The sequence below is a fragment of the Phragmitibacter flavus genome, assembly GCF_005780165.1.
GTDB classification, from domain to species: domain Bacteria; phylum Verrucomicrobiota; class Verrucomicrobiia; order Verrucomicrobiales; family Verrucomicrobiaceae; genus Phragmitibacter; species Phragmitibacter flavus.
The window spans coordinates 185,411-198,304 of sequence record NZ_VAUV01000009.1; the positions used below are offsets into that span (position 1 = coordinate 185,411).

The window sequence follows — 12,894 nt, forward strand, 5'->3', positions numbered from 1 at the left end:
GGGTCGTCGCGCTTACAGTTCGTCCTCAACCAGTTCAATGTTTTTACCGCCAATCTTCTCCAACATGGCCTTGGTTTCGACCTGGTGAAATTTTGGATCGCGGGCTTCAATACAGATGTAAAATCCGTCGTCTGAAAACTTCTTGAATTGCTTGGAAGTAAAAAGTGGATGGTTCCAACGGGGCAATCCCATCATCGCAAAACAACCAAAGACGGTGGTGAAGGCGGAGAAAAGAATGGTCAATTCGAACATCACCGGAAAGAACGCCGGGGTGGTGAAGATGTTGGTCGGCTTGGCCTGAACCACCGTCGGGTAGATCATTACCTGGGTGATGTATTGCAGAAGAAAAGCGATCGTGATCCCCGTCAAACCTCCGAAAAACACAAAGAACGGCAGCTTGGAACGCTCCACGCCCATCGCATCGTTGAGACCGTGGATCGGGAACGGCGAATGCACGTCCCAACGACGGTATTTGGCGTCACGGATGTGCTCCGAGGCGTGATAGACGTCTTGAACGCTATCAAACTCGGCCAGATAACCGTGAACTCGTTTGAGGGTGGTGCGTGCCATAGGTGGGTGAAATGCGTCAGTCAGTAAGATGTCAGATTGGGCTAGGCCACTTTAACTTTTCCAGCTTCAATCTCCAGCTCATGCACCCCTTTTTCGTGGTGATCATTCGCATGGGGATCGGCTTGTGGGAGGATCGCCTTCACTTCGCCAATCGCAATGACCGGCAGGAAGCGGAGGAACAACAAAAACAGCGTCATAAACAATCCAAAGGTGCCGATGAAGGTCCAGTTATCCACCCAGGTCGCATCATAAGTTCTCCACGATCCAGGCATAAAGTGACGCTCAAGGGTAGTCACAATGATGACATAACGTTCATACCACATCCCGGCATTGACGAACATGCAGACCACCATCACCACGATCAGGTTTTTGCGGCACCACTTGAACCAGAACAGCTGCGGGAAAATCACGTTGAAGATGAACATGCAGTAGAAATACCAGACCGAAGGACCATGCATGGTGCGCATCAGGAAAACCTGCCCTTCATAAGCATTGCCGCTGTAGAAGGCCATGAAGAACTCCATGCAATACCCATAGCCAACAATGGTGCCGGTCAGCAGGATGATTTTCGCCATGTTGTCAATGTGCTTGGCGGTGATCAGATCATGCAAGCCATAGATGGCGCGAACCGGAATCATCAACGTCAACACCATCGCAAATCCGCCGAAAATGGCTCCCGCCACAAAGTAAGGCGGAAAGATCGTGGTATGCCATCCGGGAACCACCGACGTCGCAAAGTCAAAGGACACTACCGAGTGAACCGAGAGCACCAGCGGAGTGGAAAGAGCCGCCAACAAAAGGTAGGCCATCTCGTAATGGTTCCATTGACGGTTGCCACCGCGCCAGCCGAGGGAGAACAGACCGTAAAGGGTTTTGCGCAGACCGTTTTTGCAGCGGTCACGAAGGGTGGCCAAGTCAGGAATCAGACCGATATACCAGAACATCAACGACACGGTGAAGTAAGTCGACACCGCGAAAACGTCCCAGAGCAGCGGCGACTTGAAGTTCTGCCAGATGGCGTTGGCATTCGGCACCGGAGCGAGGAACCACACCATCCAAACCCGGCCCACGTGAAACGCCGGGAACAAACCGGCGCAAACCACCGCGAAGATGGTCATCGCCTCAGCCGCGCGGTTGACCGCCGTGCGCCATTTCTGACGCGTGAGGAAAAGAATCGCGGAAATCAAGGTTCCCGCGTGACCGATACCGATCCAGAAAACGAAGTTGGTGATGTCCCAAGCCCATGCCACCGGCTGTTTCTGGCCCCAAACTCCGACACCGGTCGAGATGAGATAGACGAAACAAAACACCGTCACACCGGCGAGCAACACCGACGGGACAAACAGCCACCACCAAAGGGCGGGCTGACGGTTCTCCACAATCCCGCACACCCGTTCGGTGATCCAGTTGTAGCTGCGATTGTTCGAAACCAACGGCTCGCGATCAAGAATGCGCGGCTGATCTGGTGGAGAAGTGGCGGTCGCGGTATCGGACATGGTCAATCAATCAAAAGGAGTTCTTCATGCTGGTTGAACCACCAGTGGGAACGATGCGATCTTTCTCAAAAGGCAACATTTCCTGGTTCACGTTGCGGATGCGGGCAAGATAACTGGTGCGCGGCCTGGTGCCGATGTATTTAAGCAGGTCGTAATTGCGCGGGCTGTTTTTGGCTTCGACGATCTTGGCGTCTGGATTGGCCAAGTCACCAAAAATCACGGCGTCAGCAGAGCAGGAAGCCTGACAGGCCACCTTGATCATTCCGTCCTTCACACGAAGTTCATCAGGATTATCGCGGGCTTTGGCACGCTGACGGATTTTTGCTTCTTCAAGCCGCTGCACACAATACGTGCACTTCTCGATCACTCCGCGCATGCGCACCGTGACGTTTGGGTTTTTCTGGAGCTGGATGACTTCTTGGGGCTTTTTCTCGCCCAGAGGACCGGCATAGAGGTTGCCCGTCGTGATGCCCACCACCTTGGTTTCGGTGAAAGGATTGCGCTTGTTCCAATCGAAGAAGTTAAATCGACGTGCGGTGTAAGGACAGTTGTTGGCGCAATAACGGGTGCCGATGCAGCGATTGTAAGCCATCGCGTTGAGGCCGTCTTCGGTATGCACCGTGGCATTGACCGGGCAAACCGTCTCACAGGGAGCCGATTCACATTGCTGGCAGGCCACCGGCTGACTCACCATCGAAGGGTTGTCGAGTTCGCTCATGTCGGGCTCCGACCTCACACCATCCGAAGTGGCAAAATACCGGTCCATACGGATCCAGTGCATGATGCGACCTTTGCGGACCTGGTCTTTGCCCACCACTGGGATGTTGTTTTCACTCTGACAGGCCACCGCACAGGCTGAACAACCCAGGCATTTGCTGAGGTCAATGACCATGCCCCATTGGTGTTCGTTTTCGTAGTCAAAACCTTCAGGATTCTCTTCCGACTTCCGTCCCATCCGGCCTTTGTAAAGCGAGATGTTTGGTGGAATGTGGGAATCCATGCCCTGAGTCTGGGCAAAATCAGGATCGCCTTCAAATTTGTCCAAGGTGCCTTCGCGAACCAGCGCGCGGCCTTCCATCGTGTAATTTTCCTGGGCGTTGGCCAGCTCGTAGTGTCCACCAGCATTGGTCAATTGGGCTCCCGTCAGCACAAACTCATTCACGCCACTGCGCAACAGATAGCCATTGAATCCACGCTGTTCACCAATGACACTGCCGACGTTTTTCTGACCGTAGCCAAGCGGGATGGTGACCGAATCATGCGCGTGCCCAGGGCACTGGAACGCAGGAAGCGTCAAAGTTTTGTCACCAACGGTCACCGTCACGGTGTCGCCGTCTTTCTTCAGTCCAAGGGAGGCGAAAGTGCGGGGACTGATCCACGCGGCGTTGTCCCAAGTCAACTTGGTGATCGGATCGGGAGCTTCATGAAGCCATGGGTTGTCGATATATCGACCGTCCCACATGTTCGCCGAAGGAGCCAGCACCACCTCCACCCCGCCGGGTTTGGCCGCAGATGGCATCGGTGCTTTAGCCACGAGTCCGGCAAGCGCGCCGACATTAAACATGGCACCAGCGATCGCATAAGCCGAGTTCTTCAAAAATCCGTCACGCAATACATGGTTCCATGACTCTTCATTCCATCCGCCAGCCAGCGCAGCAAAGCTCGCCTTGACCGCTTCATAAGCAGGATCAGCTTGAGGAGGAGCCAATGGAGCAGGCGCTCCTTCAGCAGACTCTTCCGCCGGAGGCTCAGGACTGAGACGTTTGCGACCCGCCAGGGCAAGGAGCAGATCGTTTTCTGAAATTCCGCCAAAGAGCGGGCTGATCATCGGTTGAACGATGCTGTAAGTGCCATCGATCTGACGCACATCACCCCAAGACTCAAGATAAGTCGTGGCGGGAAGGGTCCACTGCGCAAAATGTCCGGTGCGGTTCGGGCGAAGCGCCAGCTGAACGATGCGTGGTTTCGCTTCTCTCACAGCGGCTTCAAACCCAGGAAGGTCATAAGCCGGATCGCTCTCAGCGGTGACAAAAAGATAGCCAATTTTCTTGGCTTTGATTTCCGCCAGGAGTTCGTCGGCACCGGCATACTCATCCGCGCCGGTTTGCAACAGTTCAAGCGTGGTGCCGAGGGCACCGAGCGTTTGATTGAGCGCCAGCACCAAACCTTGAACGGCTTCGCTTTGACGAGGACCGGCAAAAACCAGGGACTTGCCGCGATTGGCCACCAGATCTTTGGCCGCCGTGGCGAGCCACTCACGCAGACCAATGTCAACACTGCCCGCAAGACCTGCCGCCGCCTGCTGAAGCGCGGCGTCACCAGCAAGTTTGCCAACTTCCTCGGCCAAAATGGCCGCCGCGACGGGAATCAAACTGGCCGCTAGCGGCTTGCGATGGTCCGACATTCCACCGGTCAGGGTGTAGCGGTTCTCCACCACGTAAAGACGGTTCATCTTGTCCTTCGCAGGATCAACTGGAGCCCGCATGGACATGAAATCCTTCACCAAAAGCTCGGAGTCGGCGTCAAGACCAAGGAAATCACTATCAAGAGCGAACACGCGTTCGGCCTTTGCAAGGCGAGGAACCACGGTGACTCCAGGCCCCACCAACGCCTTCAGGGCGGCAGCCTGCTGACCACGGTGCAGCGGCTCATAAGCATACACCTTCGCCTTGGGCAAACGTGCTGCGACCTCTTTCAACAAAGCTGAACGGGTCGGAGACGTGTTGGGCGACATCAAGATCGCCACGCCTTCACCGCCATCCTTCTCCCAGATCATGTGATCCCAAGCACGAAGTTTTTTATCGAACGCCTTCCACGAAGACACCTTGCCCTTGGCCTGCACTTCTTTAACGCGGTCCGGATTGTAAAGCTCAAGCACCGAAGCCTGCGCAAAGACATCGAGCCCGCCGCCACTGGGGTGAAGAGGGTTGCCCTGCAAGTGGGTCGGACGTCCTTCATGCGTCACCACCACCATCGGCGTCGCTCCACCGGAACGAGGCATGGCGGTCGCATAAAGCAAAGGCTTGCCAGGAATGATCCATTCAACGTGGTCGGTGAATGGCAGGATTTTCTGCAACGGACGACGGCAACTGGTGAGCGTCAATCCCGCCAAGGCGGCTGCGCCACCCATGATCTTCATGAACTGGCGACGTGAGCTTTCACGCTCATCTTCCGAAATGAAATTGATGGAAGGATCGAACTCGCGACCAAGCCTCTCCTTGAATTCCGGCGTGTCATGATATTCACCGAGGCTCCGCCAGTAGCGGCGCTCGGACTTGACTTCGGGATGTTGCCAGATGCGTTTCATGCTTCAGCTCAGGGAGGCGCTCTTCAAAAGAAAAAGAAAAAAGGTGGTTTAGCGATGGCAGGCAGTGCAGTCTTCAGGAGGAGTGATGTGCCAGCGGGCTTTGATTTGGCAACCCACTTCGGTCTGGGTCATCTTTGGGCCATAAGCTTTTTCGGCAATGCTGATCAGCGACTGCAAATCCGTTGGCTTGGCCTCTTCCTTGGCACCAATCGTCTCCGCCAACTGCTCTAGCGTCGCCCCCTTGGCCACCATTTTGCCGTAAAAATCTTCGCGGGAAAGCTGCTCAGGCTTGTAGTTAAGATTGGTGATCTGATCCAGCGGACGCAACGAATCCTCAGGCTTGCGGTGACAGTCAAGACACCAGCCCATGCTGTGCGGCTCCGCATGTTTGACCACCTCCATGTCATTGACCTGACCATGACAACTCACACAGGAAACCCCACGGTTGATGTGAACGCTGTGATTAAAATAGACGTAGTCAGGTGCCTTATGAATTTTGATCCACTCCAAAGGCTTGCCAGTTTCCTTGGCCTCACGCACGGCAGCAAGCTTCACGCTGTCTTTTTTCACCTGTCCTTTGTCAGGACCATGGCAGTTGTAGCAGGTCTCATTGGTCGGCACATTGGCGTGACTGGACGATTCCACATAGGAATGGCAATAACGACAGTCGAGACCAAGCTCTCCCACGTGTTGCCTGTGTGAAAACGCCACCGGTTGAGTCGGCTCATAGCCCACCCTCGTGTATTTCGGCGTAAAATAGTAACTGGCTGCGGCTCCCGCGCCCACTGCCACAAATCCCAGACAAACCGCTATTTTCAGCGGAAGCCAGTTGATCCATCGAGGGAAATAATTGCCCATAAAGTCAGTTGAACTACGCTTGTGAAAAATTTCACAAGGGGCCTCATTGTAGATTTACCCCCGTGGTTTGCAACCGTGTATTGCAGATTTTTTTGAACTTTTCATCTGATTTCTTTGTCTGTGGACGTTTCGTCACACCACCCGGTGGAGAAAGCCCCGCTAAAGTCGTGTTCGAGGCAGAATTCAGGCCAAGGGGAATGCCATTTCAGACGATTCCTGACGCCATTTTTGGCCAGCAATTATTGGAATTCTCATGGAATGCCTTTCTCCGCGTTGGGTGGAACTGCGATGTGCGACAGAGCTGGCGACCTCTTCTCAAGCGTATCGCATTGGATGCGGCAACCCGCGCCTCTGGCATGATTTGTGCATCTCACCACGCCAGTCATTCAAGCGCTGCGCTTCTTTCCAAAAGGTGATCCCAACGGGTCGGCTCACCTTTTCGTCACAGCGAAATCGGTTGACCCAAAGCCATTCCTATTCGAGAACGTTTTCCCAGCTATGAGCGACGTGCTTCATAAGACGACTGTGCTGGTGCTGAACCGCAACTGGCAGGCCATCGACGTCAAGTCCCCAGCAGACGCCTTCTGCATGATGGCCGCTGGAACCGCCACCGCTCTCTCCATCGGCGAGGAAGGTGAGATGTTCCCCGAAAAATGGGACAAATGGTTTGCCCTTCCGGTTCGCGACAGCGACAACTTCGTGCGCACCGTGCACGGTCCCGTGCGCGTGCCGACGGTCATCGTCCTCGCCAAGTATGACAAGGTGCCCCGCCGCCGTCCCAAACTCAGCGGACGCGGCATCTGGGAACGCGATGGCGGCGTCTGCCAATATACCGGACGCAAACTCGCCCGTGACGAAGGCAACATTGATCACGTGGTGCCCCGCTCCCGTGGCGGCAAAACCACCTGGGACAACTGCGTGCTCGCCGACAAACGCGTCAACAGCCGCAAAGCCGACAAACTTCCCGACGAAGCCGGCCTCAAACTGCAGCGCAAACCCGCCGTGCCCCGCGACATGCCTTCCACCTATTATATTCGCAACGTCTACGGCGTGGCGGACTGGGACATGTTCCTCGGGTAGTCGAGGAATCATCCATGATCATCCTCCGGATCCCGTCATTTGTTGTAGCGCTTGTTTTTGCCAGTGGCATTTGCTCCGCTCAGGTGCAAACGCCGGAAGGTTTTGAGAAGCGGACCTTTACCGAACTCAATCAGAATTACTGGCACAGCGCCGATACCTTCTCGCTGAAGGTAAACATCAAAAACGGCACACGCAGCCAGCATTTCCGACTGCACGGCGTCAACAGTCCCGAGCCCGACGATCAGCGCGAAGCAGAACTGACCGCCGACTCCGCCCGCTTCCGACTCTCTACAGAACAAATCCTCCTTTGGGGTGATCACGCCAAACAAGCCGTTCGCCGCACCCTGCAAGACGGTGGCACGATCTACACCAAGCGCGTCCCCGCCGGTGAAATTCAGGACCGTCGCTACGTCTACGCCATCGTCCTCGACTCCAAGGGTCGCGATCTCGCCGGACTGCTGATTGAAGCCGGACTCGCCGCGTATGATCCCGATGCATCGCCCCTCACCTCATCAGTGACCGCTCTTCCGCGCAGTCATGAGGTCGCCATCCGCAGCCGCCGTGGCATCTGGGCGCATGCCCGTGCCGCGATCCCCGCACTGCCGGTCAAACCCCAACCCGGTGCTTCCGCCGCCGTCCTTGATCCCCTTCCCGAGTTGGACGGCAAACCATGGATCGTCTACGAAGACGGCAAACTCGCTGAAGACTACTACTCCGGTGACGGCGACAGCTTTGCCCTCACCTCCAAGTCGCCGCAGTCCCAGCGTTCCAGCACCCAGGTGTGGCGACTCTACGCCATCGATTGCCCCGAAAGCGACAATCAAATCCCTGAGCGCGTCCAATCCCAAGCCAGGCATTTCGGAGTCTCTACCGCCACCGTCATGAACTACGGAAAACGATCCGCCACCTTCGCCCAGAGATTCCTCGCCCAAGGTCCCGCCACCGTTTACACCGTTCGCGAAGACGCTCGTGGAGCCAGCTCCAAAAAACGCTATTACGCGCTGGTTCGTGTGAATGGTCAGGACCTTGGCCTTGCCCTGGTTCGAGAAGGACTTGCGCTATCCGGCTCGATGCCCCTGCCTGGCAAAAGTCGCGATGCGTTGCGGTTCCGCCAACTTCTCGACAAAGCCGAAAGCGAAGCGAAAGCCGCCCGGCGTGGCATCTGGCAATCTTCGAGTCAACGATAGCCGACTTCGCCCTGCATTCCTATGCGGCCTGATAGAGAGCCACAAAATCCTGCTCCTCCAACGAGCGCGGATTGAACTTCGCCGTCCATTGCGTTGCGGCCTGAGCCGCCAGTTTGCCGATGTTCTCACGGGGAACTTCAAGTGACGCCAAATCTGTCGCCAGTCCGGCCTCGGCCAGTTGCTCCGTTACCCAAGCCGCCAGATCTCCCTCAAAATACTCCCGGTAAATCGCCGCAATTTCCGGCAGTTCGCGATTGAACCGGATCACGTGTGGCAGCATCACCCCCACCGCCTGCCCGTGAATGATGCCATGATTCGCCGTCAGCGGGTTCGCCGTCGAATGTGCTGCCCCAAGCATCGAATTTTCAATCGCCAGACCCGCCAGGGCAGCCCCAAGTTGCATCTGTCCGCGTGCTTCCAAGTTCATCGGATCCGACAACACCTTGGCAAACCCCGCGCTCAGCAGCCGGAACGACTCCTTCGAATACATGCACGAAAGCGGATTCCTCGTCCGGCACACCGCCGTTTCCAGCGCATGGGCAATCGCATCAATGCCGGTCACCGCCGTCACTTTGAATGGTTGGGATACCGTCAACTGCGGATCAAGGATCGCCACCCTCGCCGCCGCCTTCGCATCGCCACAAGCCATCTTCGCATGCGTCACCTCATCGGAAATCAACGCATAACTCTGCGCCTCACTCCCCGTTCCCGAAGTCGTGGGAATCGCGATCAAGGGCAGCATCGGCTTGGTCGCCTTGTCATGGCCCCAGTAGTCTTGCATCCGTCCGCCATTGGTGAGGATAAAATTGCAGCCCTTCGCCGTGTCCATGCTGCTGCCGCCACCCAGACCAATCAAAAAATCCGCGCCAAACTCGCGCGCCACCGCCACACAAACATCAACATCGGCTGTGGTTGGATTCTCATGCACCTGATCAAACACCAGACTCTCCACCCCGGCCGCATGCAGAGCCTCCACCGCCAGTCCGGTGTGCCCCGCCTTCACGATGCCTGCGTCGGACACCACAAGAACCCGTGTGCCGCCATACTCACGAGTCAGCTCACCCACGCGGGCAATGGTCCCATTGCCAAAGACAAAGCGGGTGCGCGGTTGATGGTCGAAGGGGGTTAGGATGGGAAACGACATGATCAAGATTGACAGCGTTGCCTACCCGGCGATTTCAATGGAGCGACGTTTGTAGAGGAACTCAAACATGTTGCCCTCATGCGGCTGATTCCACGAGATGCGCATGGTCGGAATCGGTCCAATGTTGAGGCGTTCGATGAGATCACTTTCCAACAACTCATCCATGAACGCCTTGTCTTTGGTGATCGCCGTCACCACCAACGAAGGTCCGATCTTCCCGAGCATCTCATTCTGCGGCACTTCCACCACGCTGGCATACGGACAGAGAAACTCGCGATTGCCCAGCGTGTGCTCAAATTTGTCGCAATGCACGATGGTCGGACGCAGGTAAACCCCGCCATCAAGCTCCGCCTTGCGCGGTCCATTGCGGTATTTGGCCGTCACATCTTCCGCCCCTGGATCGGCAAGCCCCTGCTCAATGGCCCCGTCAATGAATTCGGCCATCTTCGGATTGGCAAATCCAGAAAGTTTCGCACCTTCATCGGTCGGTGCCAGCGGATCCACCGGACCCAGCTTCTTCGCCAACGCATCGGCAATTTCCTTTCCGTATTTCGGCACAATCACCGCCGAAGCATTGATGCAGGAACGTCCGCCGTTCTCGGCAATCGACGCCGCGATCATGTCAATATACTGCGGCCAGTTCTCCACCTCATCGTTGCCGATCAACACCTTGCTGAAGCCCGGACCATGAACCTCAAACTTCGGATTGTTCTTGTATTGGCCGACCGTGTTCGCATCGCCAAACACCAAAGCCCGACCGCTCAACTTCAGCACCTCGCCCGAACCTTCGTGATCCGTTGGATAAAAGCCAAACGCCTCTGCAGGCACGCCCGCCGCAATGAACGCCTGAATCAACCGATACGGCGTCCAAGGTTCCTCGCGTCCTGGTTTGATGATCACCGGTGTCTTCAGCGCAATCGCCGGCAGCCACAAAGAATTCACCGCTGGCGAATTGCTGGGCATCACCAATCCAAGACAGGCCGTGGTCGGATGATAACTCACCGGACAACCTGCCTGTTCGCCATATCCCACATCCAAAACCCCGAGATCCAGTCCGCGCGTCAACCCGTTAAGAACCGTGCGCATGTTGATCAGCGCGTCATTGATCTTCGCCATGTTGCGCTTCACCATCACATGCGGCAGACCGCTCGTGCGGCTCAAGGTCTCCACATACTGCTGCGGAGTCTGCGTGTGCCCCTTGTCCCCAAAAGGCAGCGTGTCATTCAGGAAGATCTCCCCCGCCTTGGCGCACATCTCCATCAACTCTTCACAGGTAAACTTCTTCAACGCCGCCCTCGCCTCGCCGAGACGGTTCAGATCACGACGAATGATGCCAGCATTCACCTGGCTCACCGTGGCGAGAACCTCGCCCGTCCGATGATCTTTCACCTCGACCTGTTCGAGACTTTCATAAGGTTTGCCTTTGCGGAGCGCGGGTAGATGCGGAAGAGACATAAATAAATGGATAAATAAAAAATAGCTACGAATTCAAAGTTCGGGTGTCCGCATTCAAGTCACGTCGCCCGGTGCCACGAGACACCCGGCTTCTCCTGGGCACACCATGGAAATCAATACACCCCTTCGACGATCTTGTTTTCCATCGCCCCAAACGGACGCACTTCCGCCACCCCATCCCAGGCATACGGAGCACGCGGACGACGGCGCAAGGCTTCATCCCGTTCAAGGAAACGCGGCATGAAAAACTCACGCGTCAACGTGGTCAGTTCCACCCGTCCCCAAGTGTCATACTCCACCGTTTCATCCGTGTTTTGCGGATTCACCACCCTCAGCACCGCGCGAGGTTGCGGAGCATAATAGGTGATCGAAAACTTGTCTTCCGGCAGCAACGGCACACTCGCCGCCAGGCCCATCAACGTGTTCCCGTAAGTCGGATAGAAACCAATGCGATTCTCCAGCACCTCCTCAACAATAAAGCGCACGTATTGCGGCAACATGGTGGTGCCTCCGCAGAACACCCCGCGAATGCCCGCTTCAAAGATGTCGATCTTCTCCGCCAAAGCCTCCAGCAATTTCGGTGTGGTGAACAACCCACTGATCTTGCGATGTTTCAAAATCGTCGAGGCCTGATCCACCACGTGATCCATGTATTGGCGTGCAATATCGAACTGCTTGTTGCTGATCAGCTTCTTCACAAAACGCGGATCAAGATCGATGAAATAACACGCCGAACCCCGCACGTTCGCCAGATGTTCAATCGCCAGTCGCAAACGACGCGGACCTGTCGGACCCATCATCATCCATGCTTCGCCGCGCGGAAAATGTTCGTCACTGATTTTCTCCGAAAACTCGCTGTAATCGATACGAAAATCATCCCAGCCAATGCGCTGCTTCGGCATGCCCGTCGTGCCGCCCGTTTCAAAGATGTTGAATGGACGCCCCTGATATTCTTTCGGCACCCACACTTCAGGCTGCAAATCGCGCAGCGACTCATCCTGGAAATGCGGAAACTTCAGCATGTCACCAATGCCATGGATCTCCTTGCGAGGATCAAAGTTTTTCTCAGCCCACTCCAGCCAGAACGGACAGCCCGTCTCAGGTGAGAAATGCCATTGAATGATTTCGCGAAGGTGTTGGTCGAGTTGTTCTGAAGCGCTCATAGAATGAAATGAAATTTAACCTTTCCTGCCAAGGGGCAGAGTTGAAATACGCATTTTGTGCGGATCGATGGTAACTAAGGCACCGGCCAGCAGATCCACTGATGCTTTACGAATCGCCGACATCACCAGGTCCCCAATGAATTGTGGTCGCAACTCTTCTCCACGAATTTGAATGACGCTTGGAGCCGAAGCATTTGTTGCATACAACAGCGCTCCGTAATCAAGATCGTGGGTAAACACCACATGCTCATGGTCGCGAGCCCACTGCATGATCTCCGTATCGGGAGCAGACGCATCCCCAACCGAACTCCAGTGAGTGGCCTGATGCCCCCCATCTCGAAGCGTGCTGACCCAGCTTGGCGATAAATTCATATCGAGCAGGATTTTCACACGCCAACGAGGGAAAGATGCCGCTCTTCGGTGAGCCATGTGGCATAGGTCAACGCCGCCCGAACATCTGCATCTTCCAAATAAGGATACAATTCCAGAATCTCCGCGAATGACGTTCCCGAAGCCACCAATCCCGTAATCATTCCGACGGTTACCCGCATTCCACGAATGCAAGGCTTACCCCCCATAATCTCAGGATCAATGGTGACGCGGTCAATCTCAGGGAAAGTCATCGCCATAGAAT

At 55.7% G+C, this 12,894-nt stretch carries 12 protein-coding genes; 3 read left to right on the forward strand and 9 right to left on the reverse strand.

Annotated elements, in window-relative coordinates:
• Positions 1 to 12: 12 nt before the first annotated feature.
• The 4 genes from FEM03_RS13660 to FEM03_RS13675 are packed head-to-tail and all read right to left on the reverse strand — an operon-like array spanning position 13 to position 6,231.
• Positions 13 to 570: a DUF3341 domain-containing protein gene (locus FEM03_RS13660; RefSeq protein WP_138086829.1), complete on the reverse strand. Its 558-nt coding sequence runs from the start codon at positions 568 to 570 to the stop codon at positions 13 to 15.
• 41 nt (positions 571 to 611) lie between these two features.
• Positions 612 to 2,066, reverse strand: a complete 1,455-nt coding sequence (gene nrfD, locus FEM03_RS13665; protein WP_206171001.1) for an NrfD/PsrC family molybdoenzyme membrane anchor subunit — start codon at positions 2,064 to 2,066, stop codon at positions 612 to 614.
• A 10-nt stretch (positions 2,067 to 2,076) separates the two neighbouring features.
• Positions 2,077 to 5,373: a TAT-variant-translocated molybdopterin oxidoreductase gene (locus FEM03_RS13670; protein ID WP_138086831.1), complete on the reverse strand. Its 3,297-nt coding sequence runs from the start codon at positions 5,371 to 5,373 to the stop codon at positions 2,077 to 2,079.
• Between the two features lie 48 nt (positions 5,374 to 5,421).
• Positions 5,422 to 6,231, reverse strand: coding sequence for an ammonia-forming cytochrome c nitrite reductase subunit c552 (locus FEM03_RS13675; protein WP_138086832.1), 810 nt, complete (start codon positions 6,229 to 6,231; stop codon positions 5,422 to 5,424).
• Between the two features lie 92 nt (positions 6,232 to 6,323).
• On the opposite strand from FEM03_RS13675, the gene FEM03_RS13680 reads away from it, so the two are divergent.
• The 3 genes from FEM03_RS13680 to FEM03_RS13690 all read left to right on the forward strand — a co-directional run bounded on the left by FEM03_RS13680 (position 6,324) and on the right by FEM03_RS13690 (position 8,498).
• Positions 6,324 to 6,647, forward strand: a complete 324-nt coding sequence (locus tag FEM03_RS13680) for a hypothetical protein (protein ID WP_138086833.1) — start codon at positions 6,324 to 6,326, stop codon at positions 6,645 to 6,647.
• An 82-nt stretch (positions 6,648 to 6,729) separates the two neighbouring features.
• A complete protein-coding gene (locus FEM03_RS13685) occupies positions 6,730 to 7,311 on the forward strand; it encodes an HNH endonuclease (protein ID WP_138086834.1) in 582 nt (193 codons plus the stop codon).
• Positions 7,312 to 7,325: 14 nt separating this feature from the next.
• Positions 7,326 to 8,498 carry a thermonuclease family protein gene (locus FEM03_RS13690; protein ID WP_138086835.1) on the forward strand — a complete coding sequence of 391 codons (1,173 nt, stop codon included), beginning with the start codon at positions 7,326 to 7,328 and terminating at the stop codon, positions 8,496 to 8,498.
• A gap of 19 nt (positions 8,499 to 8,517) precedes the next feature.
• Here the strand turns inward: FEM03_RS13690 and FEM03_RS13695 are convergent, their stop codons facing one another.
• From FEM03_RS13695 to FEM03_RS13715, 5 genes are all read right to left on the reverse strand, one after another.
• Complete coding sequence (locus FEM03_RS13695; protein WP_138086836.1) at positions 8,518 to 9,642, reverse strand: iron-containing alcohol dehydrogenase; 1,125 nt, start codon at positions 9,640 to 9,642, stop codon at positions 8,518 to 8,520.
• A gap of 21 nt (positions 9,643 to 9,663) precedes the next feature.
• Entirely contained in the window at positions 9,664 to 11,097 is a 1,434-nt protein-coding gene (locus FEM03_RS13700; RefSeq protein WP_138086837.1) for an aldehyde dehydrogenase family protein, read from the reverse strand.
• Between the two features lie 113 nt (positions 11,098 to 11,210).
• Positions 11,211 to 12,260, reverse strand: coding sequence for a phenylacetate--CoA ligase family protein (locus FEM03_RS13705; RefSeq protein ID WP_138086838.1), 1,050 nt, complete (start codon positions 12,258 to 12,260; stop codon positions 11,211 to 11,213).
• A gap of 15 nt (positions 12,261 to 12,275) precedes the next feature.
• On the reverse strand, positions 12,276 to 12,650 hold the full coding sequence (locus FEM03_RS13710; RefSeq protein WP_138086839.1) for a DUF5615 family PIN-like protein: 375 nt from the start codon (positions 12,648 to 12,650) through the stop codon (positions 12,276 to 12,278).
• Complete coding sequence (locus FEM03_RS13715; RefSeq protein WP_138086941.1) at positions 12,647 to 12,883, reverse strand: DUF433 domain-containing protein; 237 nt, start codon at positions 12,881 to 12,883, stop codon at positions 12,647 to 12,649. The genes FEM03_RS13710 and FEM03_RS13715 overlap by 4 nt, the downstream gene beginning before the upstream one ends.
• Positions 12,884 to 12,894: the final 11 nt, after the last annotated feature.